15 protein-coding genes are annotated in these 15,160 nt (G+C 71.9%); 12 read left to right on the forward strand and 3 right to left on the reverse strand.

Going from position 1 to position 15,160, the window contains the following annotated elements; translation table 11 throughout:
• Nucleotides 1–4 precede the first annotated feature (4 nt).
• From A6A25_RS31190 to A6A25_RS31200, 3 genes are read right to left on the reverse strand one after another with little or no spacing between them, the layout of a single operon-like run.
• Nucleotides 5–1,798: a hypothetical protein gene (locus A6A25_RS31190; protein WP_073896348.1), complete on the reverse strand. Its 1,794-nt coding sequence runs from the start codon at nt 1,796–1,798 to the stop codon at nt 5–7.
• Nucleotides 1,795–2,469 carry a response regulator transcription factor gene (locus A6A25_RS31195; protein ID WP_073896349.1) on the reverse strand — a complete coding sequence of 225 codons (675 nt, stop codon included), beginning with the start codon at nt 2,467–2,469 and terminating at the stop codon, nt 1,795–1,797. Before A6A25_RS31195 ends, A6A25_RS31190 begins: the two co-directional genes overlap by 4 nt.
• Nucleotides 2,460–3,008 carry a histidine kinase gene (locus tag A6A25_RS31200; RefSeq protein WP_073896351.1) on the reverse strand — a complete coding sequence of 183 codons (549 nt, stop codon included), beginning with the start codon at nt 3,006–3,008 and terminating at the stop codon, nt 2,460–2,462. Before A6A25_RS31200 ends, A6A25_RS31195 begins: the two co-directional genes overlap by 10 nt.
• A gap of 259 nt (nt 3,009–3,267) precedes the next feature.
• Between A6A25_RS31200 and A6A25_RS31205 the strand changes: the two genes are divergently transcribed.
• The 12 genes from A6A25_RS31205 (at nt 3,268) to A6A25_RS31260 (ending at nt 15,112) form a co-directional block, all read left to right on the forward strand.
• Nucleotides 3,268–5,073, forward strand: coding sequence for an Hsp70 family protein (locus tag A6A25_RS31205; RefSeq protein WP_158073850.1), 1,806 nt, complete (start codon nt 3,268–3,270; stop codon nt 5,071–5,073).
• 137 nt (nt 5,074–5,210) lie between these two features.
• On the forward strand, nt 5,211–5,723 hold the full coding sequence (locus tag A6A25_RS31210) for a hypothetical protein (protein ID WP_198932924.1): 513 nt from the start codon (nt 5,211–5,213) through the stop codon (nt 5,721–5,723).
• 14 nt (nt 5,724–5,737) lie between these two features.
• Nucleotides 5,738–7,348, forward strand: a complete 1,611-nt coding sequence (locus tag A6A25_RS31215; RefSeq protein WP_073896355.1) for a hypothetical protein — start codon at nt 5,738–5,740, stop codon at nt 7,346–7,348.
• On the forward strand, nt 7,345–8,115 hold the full coding sequence (locus A6A25_RS31220; protein ID WP_073896357.1) for an ESX secretion-associated protein EspG: 771 nt from the start codon (nt 7,345–7,347) through the stop codon (nt 8,113–8,115). The genes A6A25_RS31215 and A6A25_RS31220 overlap by 4 nt, the downstream gene beginning before the upstream one ends.
• Entirely contained in the window at nt 8,112–8,639 is a 528-nt protein-coding gene (locus tag A6A25_RS31225; protein ID WP_073896359.1) for a YbaB/EbfC family nucleoid-associated protein, read from the forward strand. Before A6A25_RS31220 ends, A6A25_RS31225 begins: the two co-directional genes overlap by 4 nt.
• Nucleotides 8,636–9,550: a WXG100 family type VII secretion target gene (locus tag A6A25_RS31230; RefSeq protein WP_143193522.1), complete on the forward strand. Its 915-nt coding sequence runs from the start codon at nt 8,636–8,638 to the stop codon at nt 9,548–9,550. The genes A6A25_RS31225 and A6A25_RS31230 overlap by 4 nt, the downstream gene beginning before the upstream one ends.
• On the forward strand, nt 9,529–10,968 hold the full coding sequence (locus A6A25_RS31235) for a hypothetical protein (protein WP_073896362.1): 1,440 nt from the start codon (nt 9,529–9,531) through the stop codon (nt 10,966–10,968). The genes A6A25_RS31230 and A6A25_RS31235 overlap by 22 nt, the downstream gene beginning before the upstream one ends.
• Nucleotides 10,969–10,992: 24 nt before the next feature.
• Nucleotides 10,993–11,340, forward strand: coding sequence for a hypothetical protein (locus tag A6A25_RS31240; protein WP_073896363.1), 348 nt, complete (start codon nt 10,993–10,995; stop codon nt 11,338–11,340).
• Nucleotides 11,340–11,975, forward strand: a complete 636-nt coding sequence (locus A6A25_RS31245) for a WXG100 family type VII secretion target (RefSeq protein ID WP_073896365.1) — start codon at nt 11,340–11,342, stop codon at nt 11,973–11,975. The genes A6A25_RS31240 and A6A25_RS31245 overlap by 1 nt, the downstream gene beginning before the upstream one ends.
• A 722-nt stretch (nt 11,976–12,697) precedes the next feature.
• On the forward strand, nt 12,698–13,282 hold the full coding sequence (locus A6A25_RS31250) for a YbaB/EbfC family nucleoid-associated protein (protein ID WP_073896366.1): 585 nt from the start codon (nt 12,698–12,700) through the stop codon (nt 13,280–13,282).
• A 690-nt stretch (nt 13,283–13,972) separates the two neighbouring features.
• Nucleotides 13,973–14,407, forward strand: coding sequence for a hypothetical protein (locus A6A25_RS43445; RefSeq protein WP_143193523.1), 435 nt, complete (start codon nt 13,973–13,975; stop codon nt 14,405–14,407).
• A gap of 84 nt (nt 14,408–14,491) precedes the next feature.
• Nucleotides 14,492–15,112, forward strand: a complete 621-nt coding sequence (locus tag A6A25_RS31260; RefSeq protein WP_241829005.1) for an EndoU domain-containing protein — start codon at nt 14,492–14,494, stop codon at nt 15,110–15,112.
• Nucleotides 15,113–15,160: the final 48 nt, after the last annotated feature.

Genomic DNA, 15,160 nt, shown 5'->3' on the forward strand with positions numbered 1-15,160 from the left:
CCGTTCAGGGGGTGAGCAGTCCTTCGGCGGTGCGCACGAGGACCTCGCAGGCGGCGCGGTCGCGGCCGCCGGTCACCGGGTGCTCGGCGTGCGCGCGCCAGCGGGTCACCTCGTCGCGGGCCTTGGCGCTGATCTCGTCGGTGGTGGCGCTCTCGGGCAGGCCGAGCCTGCTGCGCGGGTCGACACCGTCCGCGCCGAGCAGGCGGGCCGCCGCGGAGGCGACCCCGCGCAGCAGATCACCGCGTTCGAGGTCGTGGAGCAGGTCCAGTTCGGCGAACTCGTGGGCGTCGACACCCACCCGTTCGACGGCCCAGCGCAACCGGTGGTCACCGGGGAGTGCGCGGACCAGCTCGGTCATCGCCGCCACGGCCCGCCGTGCCGCGATGGCCGGTCCACGCGCGGCCAGTGCCGAGACCAGCGCCTCCGACGAGCCGGCCACGGCCAGAGCGACCCGGTTGCGCCCGGCCCGTAGAGCTGTTCGGAACTCGTGCGTCGGCGCGGACTGGCACAGCACGGCGTCCACGCCACCGCGCGGACCGTCGTCGGCGAGGAACTCCTCCGCCAGCGCCCGGTCCGCGGGAGCGTCCACCACCAGCACGGCGACACCCGGCGCGGCGAAGTCCGGGTCCGGTCCGACGACGGCGAGCCGGGGCGGCATGGTCAACCGCTCCGCGACGGCGTCCCACGCCGCCCGCTCCGGCAGGCCGTCGGTGGCCGCCTGGCCCTGCCGCACGAGGTCGCGCACCTGCCGGTAGATGGCGCTGCGGCCCACCACCGCGGGGTCGAACCTGGTCACCGCGACCGGCTCGGTCCGCTCCGCGAGCCGCACGGTGACGACCGCGGATCCGTCGACGACGCCGCAGGTCATCTCGCCGCCGAGGACCGCGACCCGCTCGATGTCGTGACCCAGCGCGGTTAACAGGTCCTGAGCCGACAGCGGACCAGACGCGGTGACGCGGGCCCGCAACGCGTCGTCGCGACCGAGCACCACCGTGACCGCTCGCGGGTGTTCCCGGCCCGCCAGGAGGTTCAGCGCGGACGCGACCGCGTGGTAGAAGCCGGACTCCAGTTGCCAGCCCGCCCGCGGCCCGAGGTCGCCGGTGAAGTTCACCGGACGGGGCAGGGTCGCGGCCAACTCCTCCAACGCCGCACGCGCGCCCCGGTCGGGCAGCATCGCCGGGAACACCCCCCGCACCACGCTGCGGAAATCGTCGATCAGCTCATCGAGCGCCTCCTGGGCCGCTTCCAGCCCGGCACCCTCCTCGGCGACCGCGCGCAGCAACGTCCGCACCCCGGCCAGATCGCGCAGGGTCGTCGTGGTGATCGCCCCGACCAGCCGTTGCCGTTCGAGGTCGCGGACCCGCGCGAGCCGCGTCCGGGCGGTGCTGAGCTCGGTGCGCAGCCGACGCGCCCGCAGGTCCGCCGCGTCACGGTCGGCACGCAACCGTTCCAGCCGAACGGCCGTGCCGAGCCAGACGGCGGTGTCGCGGAGCATCACGCGTGCCTCGTCGTCCCACCGGCTCGGCGCGACGACGAACACCGATCCGCCGCCGTCAACGCGGGCGACCCCGACAGCGGCGACGACGCTGGACACGCCGGGCGGCCACGACTCGACCACGGCGTGGGTCCGCCCGGACGGCACCGCGTAGGCGACCTCACCGCCGACGCCTTCGGCGAGGTTGCGGACGAGCGCGGCGGCCAGCCGCTGCGGGGGCTCGGCGGCGGCCACCTCGTACGGCGCCCGGTAGCCGGACATGAGCCTGCGCAGCCCGGGGACCAACGCCCGCCCGCCGTTCACGACGCCGGTCCGCCGATCCGCCCCGTCTGCAGGTAGGCCAGCACCGCGAGCACGCGGCGGTGGTGCACGGTGGCGTCACCGGGCAGGCCGAGCTTGGTGAAGATCGCCGCGATGTTCTTCTCCACGGCCTTGGTCGAGATGAACAGCTCGCCCGCGATGGCGTTGTTCGCGCGGCCCTCCGCCATCAGCCGCAACACGTCCAGCTCCCGTTCGCTCAGCGCGGCGATCGGGGTGTCGGCGTGCCGGGCGCCGCCCTGCACCAGCCGTTTGGCCAGGACCGGCTCGATGACGATCTCCCCGTCGGCGATGCGGCTCAGCGTGTCGCCGAGGACCTGCACGCCCGCGACGCGTTCCTTGAGCCGGTAGCCGATCCGCTCGGAACCGATCTCCAGCACCCGCATCAGGTAGTGCGTCTCGGCGTAGTGCGACAACAGCAGCAGGCCGATCTCGGGGCGCAGCGCGCGCACGCGTTCGGCGGTGACCAGGCCGCCTTCCGGGCCGGGCGGCATCCGGATGTCCAGGACGGCGACGTCGACCGGATCTTCGGCGACGGCGGCGACCAGCGCGTCGCCGTCGAGGAAGGAGCCCGCGACCTCGTGCCCGGCCGCTTGCAGCAGCAGCGCCAGGCCTTCCCGGAACAGCGCGCCGTCCTCGGCGATCGCTACCCGCATCGCAGCACCGCCCGGTGCTCGCGCGGCGACGTGCCGCCTGGTTGCCGATCGGTGATGCTCACCCGGATGATCCGCCGTCCCCGTACGCGCACCCGCACCACGCTACCGGGAGGCAACGTGGCGAAGTAGTCGGCGACGAGCAGGCCGGCCCGCGCCCCGGTCTCCGCGTCGAGTTCACCGCGCGGCAGGTCGAGCAGCAGGTACAGCCCCAGGCGTTCGGCGACCGCCAGCAGTCCCGGCCCGAGACCGGCGGAGGCCAGCACGGGCGGGTAGATCTCCGACCCGACCTGGCGCAAGTGGTCCACGACGCGCCGGACCCGGTGCTGTGCGGCGGCGAGCTTCACCCGCACCTCCGGGTCGTCGACCAGGGCCGAGATCACGCCCAGCTCCAGTGCCAGCGTCGAGGCCTCGGCCACCGCACCGTCGTGCAGGGTCCGCTCGATGTCGTGGCGCAGGCGCGTGGCGGCATGGTCGGGTGGCCGGAGCGACCCCGGCAGGAGGGCGCCGGTCCGGCGCAGCCAGCGGACCACGCAGTACACCCGACCAGGCTGGTCGTGCGGTCATCGCCGGGGCAAGGGTGCTGCCCCTCTTCGCGGGTAGGGGTGTCCCCACTACCGATCCGCGCTGGTCTGTGATCGGACTGCTGCGCCCTGTGATTGACTGTGCGTTTCGTGGGGGCAGGACCAGGACACGGGGGTGTCGTTGCGCTACGCGGTGGGGATCGATCTCGGCACCACCTTCGCTTCCGCTGCGGTCTCTGACGCGGCGGGGACGCGGATGGTGCCGCTGTCACCCGAAATGGTCGTTCCGTCGCTGGCCTACTGCACACCGGACGGCACGCTGCTGACCGGCACGGCCGCCGGGGACGCGCCCGCCGACCCCCACCGGCTGGGTCGCGGGTTCAAGCGCAGGCTCGGCGACCCGACACCGCTGTTGCTCGGTGGCCGCGCCTACACCCCGACCGCGCTGATGGCCGCGCAACTGCGGGCCGTGCTCGACCAGGTCACCGAGGCGATGGGCGGTCCACCGGCGTCGATCGTGCTGACCTGCCCGGCGATCTGGGGGCCCTACCGGCGGGAGCAGTTCGCCGAGGTGCCCCGGCTGGCGGACGTCACCGACTTCCAGTTGATCACCGAACCGGAAGCGGCGGCGACGCACTACAGCCGCGAGCGGGCGCTCGGCGACGGCGAGGTCGTCGCGGTGTACGACCTCGGCGGCGGCACGCTCGACACCACCGTGCTGCGGATGCGCTCGGGCGGCATGGACATCCTGGGCACGCCGGAGGGCTTGGAACACCTCGGCGGCATGGACCTCGACGACGCGCTGTTCGCCCACCTCGACGAGCGGCTGGACGGCGCGATCGGCCGGCTCGACCCGACCGACCCGGCTCAAGCCTCGGCGCTGGCCGGGATCCGCGCGCTGTGCGTTCGGACCAAGGTCGAGTTGTCGACCGAGCCGGACGTCGCGCTGACCGTGCCGCTGCCGTCCGGGCCGCGCGAGGTGACGATCACCCGACCGGAGTTCGACGCGGTGATCCGGCCGTCGCTGGAGCTGACCGTCGGCGCGCTGAGGCGCACGGTCGCGTCGGCGGGGTTGCGCGACGACGAGCTGTCCGCGGTGCTGCTCGCGGGCGGCTCGTCCCAGGTTCCGCTGGTGCGGCTGCTGCTGTCCGAGGCGTTCGACAAGCCGGTGCGGACGGCTCACCACCCGAAGTTCACCGTGGCGCTCGGCGCGGCCGCGATCGCGGCACGTGCCCTGGCCGACCCGCGGCCGGTCCACTCCCCCGACGGCGCGGACGCCCCACCGTTCAGCGAGCCACCACCTCGCCGGCCGAAGCGGCTGGCGCTGATGGCCCTCGCGGCGCCGGCTGTGGTTGCCACCCTGGTCGTCGTCCTGGTCACGACCACGAGAACCACGACGACCGCCACCACCACGACGTCCACGACGAGCACCGCGGTCACCACGACCACGCAAGCACCGCCCGGGTCCCGGTCCACCACGCCCTCCCCGGTGTCCACGAAGAACACCCCACCCGCGTCGGCGCCATCGTCCCCGCGGTCGACGCAACCACGTCCGCCGACCGAGAAGAAGGCCTACGTCGAGCCGCCTCCCCGGGAGATCAAGCTCCGCAGCGAGGTGACCAACATGTGCGTGGGAATCCGCGGCGCGGACGCGGGCACACCGACGAACAACGTCCTCAGGCAGTCCCGGTGCGACGAGCACCCGGCCGCCAACCAGAAGTGGTTCTACACCGTCCCCCACCCCGAGGCGGGACCGGACGGCCGCGAGCTGCTGATGTTCTCCCACATCGAAGACGCGGACGACGACGACTGGTACTGCTTCGACCTGCCCGCTTTCGGCGCTCAACGCGCCGGGACCAAGGTCGTGGTCTCTCCCTGCAACGCCAATCTGGACGACAACCAGCAGTGGTGGCTGGATCGTGACGCCGCCAGCGGGACCGTCCGCATCCGCAACCACGCCAGCGGCGGACGTTGCCTCGCGCTGGAGCGCGACGAGGCGTGGCCGGAAGGTGCGCCCGTGACGATCGAGGAGTGCACCGACAACACCTCCCGCTGGTTCATGGTGGAGACCTCGGGCCCCTGACCGCCCGCGCGTCACCCCCGCTCCACCGCGCCGTAGGGATATCCCTACCCACGAACGCGGGACAGCACCCCGACATCGAGGGATGACCCCAGCGACTTCCCCAGCCGGGAACGGCACGCTTTGCCTATCAAGGCAAGGTGAAACGGGGAGTCCAGGTGATGGTCAGCATCGGCGAGGCGGCAACCCTCGAGCGGAGGATCGCCGCGGTTGCCGCGATTCGCGACAACGTGGTGGCGGGCAGGTTGTCCCTCGACCCCGAGGCGGGCGACAAGATCCTGTCGATGTTGCGCGACCAGGTGGATCGGGTGGACGCCTGGTTGCGGGGGACGCGGCAGCTCGCTCGTCGCGCGCCGCTGGGCAGCAACCCGGTCGGGCAGGCGATGGCCTTCAAGTTCGAGCACCGGGCGGGCGCCGCCGACGGCAGTTCGTCGTTGGCGGGCGTGCTGACGCCGTACCGCCTGGTGCTGGAGGAAGCGCACGCCGCGGTCGACCAGGCCATGAAGCTGTACCGGCGGACCGAGGAAGACCAGGTCGACAGCTTCCAGCAGCTGGCGGACGGGAGCGGCCGGTACCTCCGGTTGGCAGGCCGCGTCGATCGCCTCGACAACACCCCCGGGGTCGCGTCGCGGCCCGTCAGCCCCGACCAGTGAGGACGGACAAGCGAATGGCACAGCAGAACGTGCCCGCCGAGGACCCGATCGCCGCGGTCAGCCCCAGCCTCGACGTGGTGCTGTCGGAGACCTGGAACTGGGCCGCGTACGACCACCGCACGCTGTACGAGTCGGTGCACGTCGACAACGACCCCGGGCAGGCCGGTGCGCTCGCGCAGGAGTGGGTGGAGTTCGGCGTGGAGATGGCCGATTCCGCCCAGTTGATGAGGGAATGCCTCCTCGCCGGTGAGGAGGGCTGGCAGGGCGAGTCGGCCGAGTCGGCCCGCGGTGCGATCCGCGAGCTCGCCGACTGGAGCGAGGTCGCCGCGCTGACCGCCGCCGACCTCGGTCAGCGGGTGGGCGAGCAGGCCCAGATCATGGCCGAGGCCAGGGCCGCGATGCCGGAACCGGTCGACTTCGACTGGTACGCCATGCTCAGCGAGGGCTTCGCGAGCGGTGGCATGGCCGGTTTCGCGGCGGCGCTCGTGGACGTGAAGGTCAAGAGCGACCAGGCGGGCTCGGCGCACCAGCAGGCGGTCCTCGTGATGGCCCGCATGGAGGAGCAGTCCCGTGCGGTGGACACCGCCTCGCCGTGGTTCACCCCGCCGCCGGACCCGGTCAACGGCAGCACCCCCACGCTGCGGCAGTACCGCAGGGCGGAGGACGTCGAGTTGTCGACCACGTCGGAGCCTCTCTTCCTCGCCAGGGCGGGAACGCCCGCCGGGGAGGCCACGGCCGGTGTGCCGAACGCGGGCGGGAGCTGGGCGGGCGGAGGGTTGTCCAACCCGGACGAGCTTCGATCGGCGGGGACGACCGCACCGACGTCACTGGTGGCGCAAGGGGTACCGGCAGCGCAGGGAGGACTGGGCGCACCCGGGGCACACGTCGGACTACCGGCGACCACCACGGCACAGCTCGCGTCGCCGGGGCAGGTCCTGGTACCGCCGAACTCCGTGCCGAATCGCGTGCTGACGAGGCACCTGGACGTCCACCAGCCCGGCGGCACGTCGCCGCAAGGTGTGCTCACCCCGTCCGCGTTCACGCCTCCCAATCCCGGAATCCCCGGTGGTATGTCCACTGTGGACCAGCACCGGCAGGGTTGGACGGCGCCGCAGAACTCGGCGGGAGGACCGGTCTTCGGCGCGGGGGAACCCGGTGGTCCGATGGGCTCGGCGCCGAACCGGGACGGGTACCGGCCGGGCGGGACGTCGTCGTGGAATTCGAGGGGTACGTCGAATGTCCCGCCGCCCACTACCGCGATGCCACCGAACGGTGGCGAAGGCGGCCGGGGCGGGGCGGGACCGCGGGGTTCGATCTCCGTGCCCGTGGACGGCGACCCGCGCAACCGGATGCCCTACGCCCCACCCACCAACGGCCAGAGCGGCATGGGGCCGGCGCTTCCCAGGCCCGGTGGTCCCGGTCTGCCCGGTGTGCCCAGCCCGGCCGCGATGGCGGGAGCGGGCGTGGGTGGTGTGGGCAGTCCCGCTCGCGGCCAGGGCGCCGAGGACGAGGAGCGCAAGGCCAAGTACGTCGGTGGCGAGCGGTTCTTCGAGGTGTCCGACGCCCACCTGGCGCCGTCGGTGATCGGCGGCAAGGCGCCCGGGGAACACGGGGGCCGGTCGTGATCGCACCCGATTTCGTGCTGTCGGCCCGCGAGTTCGACATCGTCTGGGATGGCCTCGGCCTCGGGCCCAAGCCCTACCCGCTGGACGTGCCCAGCGTCGGCCGGACCGTCACCGAACGCGCCGAGGCGGCCGAGCAGGTGCACCGGGACCTCGCCGAACGCGGTCTCGCGACCGGTCGCGACCTGGACGAGCGGTTGGTCGGGCAGTTGCGGCTGCTGGCCCGGCACGACCTGTCCGTCGACGCGGTGGGCCACCTCGACGGCCCGCTGCGGGCGGTCGCGGTCGGAGGCGGGCAGCACGGCGTGCTGGCGGCGTTCGGCGAGGACCAGCTGTGGCTGGTCGGGATCCGCCCGACCGCGCTCGCCGCCTCGATCGTCGCCGTGCTGCCGACCAACCAGGCCGGTCCCGGCCGCGCGATGTCGGTGCCGTACCGGGCGATGGCCGCCGCGGTGAAACCGACGACGGACGACGATCCGTACACCTTCGCGTCCGCCGACGACGACCACGAGCGGATCACGATGGTCAGGGCCGGACTGTCCGCCCGGGACGCCGCGGAGCTGGCCGAGCTGGCGGACCACCGTCGTGCCGGCGGCCAGTTCGGGATTTCCCGCCGTCAGCGGCGATCCCCGGTCGTGGTCACCTGGTTCGACACCCCGAGAGGCCGCTACCTCGGGGTGCGCGACGGGGACTGGGTGAGCTTCACGCCCGCCGACAACGACCGCCTCACGGCACGTATCGACCGAACTCTCAACGAGGTGACGCCATGACGACAGCCAACAGCAGCCCGCCGATCGGTTCGACGGCGTGGCTGGAGGACCTGCAGCAGCGGAGCGCACAGCTCAAGGAAGACATCGACAACTCGGTGGTCACGCTCAGCTCGCGGGACGAGGCGGTCACCGTCACGGTCGGCCCGAACGGCGCCCTGCAGAACCTCAGCCTCGGCCACCGCGCCGCCGCCATCAGCCACACCCAGCTCACCACGCTGATCATGAGCACCGTCCGCGACGCGCAGCGCCAGGTGGCGGCCCGGGTGTCGGAGGCGTTCATCCCGTTCGGCGACCCGGCGCTGACCGAGCAGACCAGGAACCTGATCACCTACCTGCCGCCGGAGGACACCCCGGACGCCACCGCGACCGGCGACGGACCGCAGGACAGGTTCGTCCCGGAGGAACTGGTCGAGCCGGGGCCTCGCCAACCCGCGCCCGCGCCGCACTCCCCGACGCCCCCGGCCAGGGCACCCCGACGCCGCCCGGCCGAGGACGACACCGTTGACGAGATGGAGCCATGGTGACGACGTTCGACACGAAACCGTCCGCGAGCGGACCGGAAACGTCCGGCGGCTCGGGTGGCTCCGGCGGCACCGGTGGGCCGGAGGGCCAGTTCGCCATCGAGATCGAGCACCAGGTCACCCTGCTGGTGAACGAGGCCAAGCAGGAAGGCGTGCCGATCGTCGGCCACGTCCTGGAGGGCATGGACAACGTCGGCGACGGCGGCGGCCCGCCCGCTGATCCGTTCGCCCAGCTGTTCTCGTCCGGGTTCGGCTGGATGATCGACAAGGTGGCTTTCCTCCGCGACGCCATCGACGAGTTGGACGGTGACGCGGCCGCCACGCAGACCGCGGTGGACTCGATGAAGCAGGTTTCCGAGAACCTGTCCTTCCTGGCGCGAGGGCACCAGGCCGACATCGCCTCCCTCCAGGACTGGCAGGGTGATGCCGGAGAGGCGTTCCGCGCCAGCATGAAGCAGCTCCACGAGGAGATCCTCGGCCTCATGCACGTCGTGCACGGGTTGGGCACGTTGACCGCCGTGACGAGTTCCATGGTGATCACCCTGCGGAAGATCGTCCGTGAGCTGGTCGCCACCGCGCTGGGCACCATCGTCATCATCATGGGTGCCGCGCTCGCGGCATCAGTCTGGACGCTCGGTGCGTCGATCGCGATCGGTATCGCCGCGTCGCTCACCGCCGCCGCGGTCACCGCGGTCGAATCCGCCCGCCGCATCAACTTGCTGACGGAGGCGCTCGGTCGGCAGACCGAGCGGATGGGCACCCTGGAGACCATCGCCGAGGAGATCGCCGACGCGCTCAAGCGGTACGAGAAGGCCGCCGGGCTCGGGCGGAAGACCTCGGCCCCGCTCGGCGCCGTGACCCCGGAGAACACCAACGGCTTGGAGGGCAAGGCATGGGCGCCGGCTTCAGCGTAACGGGCGAAGAGATCAACGACTTCGGCAATCGGCTTTCCGGGTCGGCCGAGGTGGTGAGCACGGCGGCGGCCACGTTGGGCGTGATCGACGTCCCGCCGGACATGTTCGGTCCGACCGCCCGCAAGCAGGGCTTCACGGAGGCGATGGCGCAGACCACGCAGCGGATCACCGAGCTGTTGGAGCGTGCCGCCGAAGCCGTGGAGAACGCCGCCGTGGGCGCCAAGGACACCGCGGCGGACTACGCGGCGGTGGAGGAGCAGAACGCCATGGGCTTCGGCAGCATCGAAGGCGGCGACCTGCCGCCCCCGCTGCCCGGTGGTGACGGCGGGTACCCGGTCGATCCGACGATGGCCGGCGGCGGCACGGGCTACCCGCTGCCGGGCGACGGGGGCATGTACCCCGTAAACCCCGCGATGGCCGGCGGCGGTTACCCGGCGGACCCCATGATGGCCGGTGACGGCACCGGGTACCCGATGCCGGTCGAGGACCCGACCGGGGGTTTCGGCGCTCCGCCCGCGGGCAGCTTCGTGCCGCCGGAGCTGACCGACCCGTCGTCGATGATGCCGCCGCCGACGTCCGGTGACCTGGGGCTGTCCTCCGCGCCACCGCCGACGTTCGTACCACCACCGGTGCCGCCGATGCCACCGATGCCCGGCGGCACGTCACCGGCCTCCGCGCCACCGCCGACGTTCGTACCGCCACCGATCCCGCCGCTCCCGTCGATTCCCGACAGCACGAGGCCGGCTTCCGCACCGCCGCCGACGTTCACACCGCCACCGTTCACGCCGCCGTCCACGTCCGGCCGTACGGTGCTCGCTTCCGCATCGCCGCAGTCGTTCACGCCGCCGCCGTTCACGCCACCACGACCGCAGGTGCCCGTCGGTCAGATCCCGGGTGCCGCCCTTCCCGGCGACGCCAAGATCGCGAACTTCCGCAATCAGCTCGACACCGACCTGAACACCACGCGCCCGACGACCGACCGCGCCCTGCACAAACTGCTACCGGTCAACCCGCCCGACCTGTTCACCCGTAGTGGCGGTGGCGGTGGTTTCGGCGGCGGTGCCCCACCGGTCCCGAGCCCCGGCGGCCTGTCGGCCGGTGGTCTCGGCGGTCCACCGCCGCCCGGTCCGCCTGCCACCGTCAGCAGCCTGAGCCCGACGCCGCCCGGAGCTGTCTCCATTCCCGCCGGAGGTGGATCGCAGCTGGGCGTGCACGGTGGTTCCGGCGCACCGCCCCTGGGTGGTGCCGCGCCCATGGGTGGCATGGGCCCCGGTGGCGGCCAAGGCGGCGACCAGGAGCGCATGACGGCCTCGTACATCAAGGGCGAGGACCTGTTCACCATGACCGAGGTGAACCCGCCGCCCCCGGTGATCGGCGACACGCCGCCGCCCACGCCCACTCCCCCGCCCGCCAACTAGCCCTACCGCGAGGACGACCTCACCATGACCACTTTCGAACCGGGGTCGGCCCTGGGCGTCACGTCCGGGTTCGACGTCGACCTCACCGCGTTGGTCACGCACCAGCAACACCTCGGCGCGGTCCTGGAGCAGCTGGCAGACGCGTTGCAGGCCGCGTCCGAGGCGCACCTGCCCCAGGAGTCGTTCGGTCCGTTCGGCGCTCCGCTCGCCTTGGCGATCCTGCCGACGGCCGAGGAGGCGCGCAGCGCGTTCGAGCGGGCCGTCGAGTCGGTGGGCGCCCATCAGGACGCCATGCTCCGCACCGTGCGCGACTACGACGAGGTCGAGCGCGCGAACGCGGACCTGCTGCACATCCGTGAAGTGGAGTCGTGATGACGGAGCCGACGACCACCACTACCCCATCACTCAAGGGACTGCGCCGCGCCGACGAGCTCCGCGTGATCAAGGAGTCGGTGCGGCGGAACGACTGGGTGCACCCGGACAGCGTCGTGGTACCCGGCGGCACGTCCGCGCTCGGCCCGGCCCCGGACCCGGTGGACGCGTTGTCGAACACCAACATCCCCGGCCTGCTCGACCAGTTGCGGCCGTTGCGCGAGGCCCAGCAGTGGTTCGCCGGTGATCCGGCCGCGGTCACCGAGTACGCGGAGAGGTGGCAGCGCGTGGCCGACCTGGCACGGGACGCCGGCACGCTCTTCGACACCAGCGTTCGCCGGCACACCGCCGATTGGGGCGGCGAGGCGGGAGTCCGGTACCGAGAGAACGCCACCACCCAACAGGACGACCTGGACATGGTGGTCGAGGCGGCGGAGTCGATCGTCGCCCTGGTGACCGCCGCCGGTGACCTGGCGGGCAGCGCCCGCGCACAGATCCAGGAGTCGGTGACCAACTGCGTCAACGACATCATCACCCGGCTGCCCGACTACTACAACGTCCTCAACTCCGGCCACCCCGCCGCGCTGAACCACGTGCTCGCCGACGTCGCCGCCATCGTCGACGCCTGGTCCTGATCCCACGAAGCCGACCCCACCACGGCGAAGGAGACGTCCAGTGCCCACAGGAGGCCGCCGCACGCCGCCGCCCACCACGAACCGGGGAAATCGCGGAAACCACAACACGCCGAACACCACACGAGGGCGCGGCATCCCCATAGCGCGAGGGCAGGGCGGGAACAACTCCGGGATCACTCGCATCATGACCGGCTCGATGGGCAGTTCCGCGAACCTGGCCGAATCCGCTCGAGCGTTGCAGCCGCCCATGCGGGGATCTACTGCGAGGGCAGGCCGTGGGAATCACGGGTCGGGTACGGCCGCGGGCACGGGCCGGGGCTCGTCGGCGGGCGGATCGCCGACCCCGACCGCGATCCCGATCGTGGGCCCGACCCGTGGTGCCGCCCTGGGTGGGTGGTCAGCCATCGGCGCTCGCCCCGGCGAGCTCACGTCGGCCCCTCCCCAACAGCCCAGGTATCAGCCCACACCCGCCCCACCGCGAGTGCCGCCACGACCTACACACACGCTCGGCGACACCCAGCACGCCAGTGACCGGCTCGGAGAACGCAGCTCCAGGCACGCCGAGCGTCACGAGGCGTTCACCAACCCGCGCAGGGTCATCTGGCAGGAAGATCACCGATCGTTCCTGTACGTCGGGTACAACGGCGTGAGGGTAGCCCTCAATCCGGACGGGTCGGTCCGAACGTCCTGGCACCCGAACGACTTCCGAGGAGGAAACCACCGTGGAAACCGCGGATGATGTCGAACGGCTGATCACCGAATGGCGGGCCGGGGTCACCGAGCAGGCCCAGCGGTTCGACGCGGCCCGCCGCGCGATCGACGAGGTGTCGGTGACGGAGACCGCCGCCGGCGGAGCCATCGTGCTCACCGTGGCGTCCTCCGGCATTCCCACCGACCTGCGGCTCGGTGGCGACGTCGACCGGATGAAGCCGGACCAGATCGCCGCCCAGATCATGGCCTGCCTGCGGCGCGCCCAAGCGCGCTTGGCGGACCGGGTGGGTGCGGTCGTCACCGACACGATCGGTGACACCGCCGGCGGCCAAGCCATCGCCCAGGAGTACCAGCACCGCTTTCCGTCCCTGTCCGACGTGGCCGCCGAGCCGCCGTCGCCGTTGGCGGAGAACCTCGGTTTCGGACTGTCCGATATGGACACCGAGCCGGCGCCGCCCACCGCGGCGGCGGTCCAGGACCGGCACGCGCGACCGGGACCTCCGGCAACGGCCGCCACCGTCACCCCGGCCAGGACGACGCGCCGCGCACCGGGCGACAACGACGAAGAGGAGGACTGGGAGGCGCCACTGTGGTGACCGCGCAGTCCTCATCGAGACCGGTCCACAACCACGACCGCGGCTGATTCCGGAAGGAAACCACCAGTGCCCGGCGTCCCCAACATTCCCGGAGCGCGGAGGCCGACCCCGCCTCCGCGCTCGTCCCCCTCCACGAATTCCCGTGCCCCGTCTCCGACCAGGCGCGCTGAGCCCCGGGGTGGCACTCCACCCAGGACGATCACTTCGACCGCGCAACGGACCTCGACCGACATGGCCAGGTTGGGCGGCGCGGCTGAGAACATGCAACAGCCCATGCGGGGGCAGGGGGGCGGCACGGGCGGGACCGGCGAAGGCGGGCCCGCGCCGGCAAGCCGTCCGTCGGGGTGGAACCAGCCGCGAGGTGGTGCGCGTGCGGGCGGCTTTCAAGGCCCTCCACGTGGTGGCCGCTTTCAAAATGCTCCACGTGCCGGTGGGTTGCAAGGCCCTCCGCGAGGCGGTGGCGTTCAAGGTGCTCCGCGTGGCGGCGGCGTCCAAGGCGGACATCAGGGCGGCGCCCGGACATGGCAGCCACAATTCCCGCCGGGCGTTGAACGGAACTCAACCTGGGAGGTCACCGGCCCCGGCAACAAGCCGTGGGTACAGCGGGAACATGGCACGAACCCCCCGATCGACAGGGACGTGCACAACAGAGCCATCTACGGCCAAGACCCTGGTGGTAGGTATCCCCGGGTGCAGGGCGGGCACGTGTGGCGAGGAGACCTGGGCCGACGACCCTATGGCCTGCCGCCGCGGTTCCGGGGCGGTCAGCACGAGAATCCGCCGCCTCAAGGTCGCCACTATTATCAGAATGGCGTTTACGAGCACCCCACTCCGCGGATCGAGGTACGGCGCGGCAACTCGACCGAGTTGAGGGAGAAGGCGGTGCCCCACATGATGTTCCCGCGCGGCCTCACGCCTGACCAGGTGAGGGGCCTCGCCAACGAAGCGTGGAACGGCGGCAATCCGTTCTTCGGATACCAGCGGCAACGCGACGGCCGGGTTTTGTGGGAGGGGATCGCAAGCTTGCCGGATGACAGTCCGATACGCATCTCCGGTCACGTCACCGGCGGCACCAACGGGCGCGGCGGAAGTGTGATTCATTACTACCCGTCCGAGTACCAGTGATCCGGCGCGGTCCGGTCGTGGGTTCGGCGCGACGGGACGCCGGTGTCCGTGGCAGTGCTTTCACAGAGGAGTTCCGGAGTGGACATGTTCGGCATCGGCGACTCGATCGAGTTCACCTTCGACGAGCACCGCAGGCTCCGGGTGTCGGTGCCCGCCGACTACCTGTCCCTGGCGGCTTGGCTCACCACCGACGCCCAACCCCACCTCTCCGGACTGGACCACCTCGTCGGCCTGCTCCGGCACTGCCAACGCGAAGGCCGCACGCTGGTGGGCAACGGCTGCTCGGTCGACCTGGTCAACGACGTCGTGCTGCTGGAGAGCAGCTACGCGCGATGGCCGCGGGCGGTCATCCCGGACTCCTTGTTCTGGGCTGTCCTCGAAGGACTGCACGGGTTCATGGCCGGCGCCGCCCGGGAACCCACCCTCGCCCGCCCCGCCGACTACCCGGAAGCCTTCCGGGCCACCACCGAGCACCAGGACTCGGGCGCGGCCCGACCCGCCGTCGTCGACCACACCTACTTCCCCCTGAACTGGACCGTCGAAGAGGTGATGGAAGCGGGCGAGGGCGCCTGGCAGTCCCGGGAACTGATCCGCGATCCGCACACCGGGACCTGGTCCGGTATGTGGCGGAACCTCGAACTGGCCGGCTATTACGACCCGGAAACCGGCGAAGCGCTCACGTACTTCCCCGTCATCTCGCCCTGAGCTTGCCGTTTAAGCTGTTCGGCGGGGTTTGGTGCCCTTCTTGTGGTG

The sequence above is a fragment of the Saccharothrix sp. CB00851 genome (assembly GCF_001905065.1).
In the GTDB taxonomy this organism is placed as follows: domain Bacteria; phylum Actinomycetota; class Actinomycetes; order Mycobacteriales; family Pseudonocardiaceae; genus Actinosynnema.

What these genes read in the sequence shown, in the direction of transcription:
- A6A25_RS31260 (WP_241829005.1), top strand. Translation starts at nt 14,492, where the DNA reads ATGTTCGGCATCGGCGACTCGATCGAGTTCACCTTCGACGAGCACCGC.
- A6A25_RS31235 (WP_073896362.1), top strand. Translation starts at nt 9,529, where the DNA reads ATGGGCGCCGGCTTCAGCGTAACGGGCGAAGAGATCAACGACTTCGGC.
- A6A25_RS31195 (WP_073896349.1), bottom strand. Translation starts at nt 2,469, where the DNA reads ATGCGGGTAGCGATCGCCGAGGACGGCGCGCTGTTCCGGGAAGGCCTG.
- A6A25_RS31245 (WP_073896365.1), top strand. Translation starts at nt 11,340, where the DNA reads ATGACGGAGCCGACGACCACCACTACCCCATCACTCAAGGGACTGCGC.
- A6A25_RS31205 (WP_158073850.1), top strand. Translation starts at nt 3,268, where the DNA reads ATGGTCGTTCCGTCGCTGGCCTACTGCACACCGGACGGCACGCTGCTG.
- A6A25_RS31240 (WP_073896363.1), top strand. Translation starts at nt 10,993, where the DNA reads ATGACCACTTTCGAACCGGGGTCGGCCCTGGGCGTCACGTCCGGGTTC.
- A6A25_RS31225 (WP_073896359.1), top strand. Translation starts at nt 8,112, where the DNA reads ATGACGACAGCCAACAGCAGCCCGCCGATCGGTTCGACGGCGTGGCTG.
- A6A25_RS31215 (WP_073896355.1), top strand. Translation starts at nt 5,738, where the DNA reads ATGGCACAGCAGAACGTGCCCGCCGAGGACCCGATCGCCGCGGTCAGC.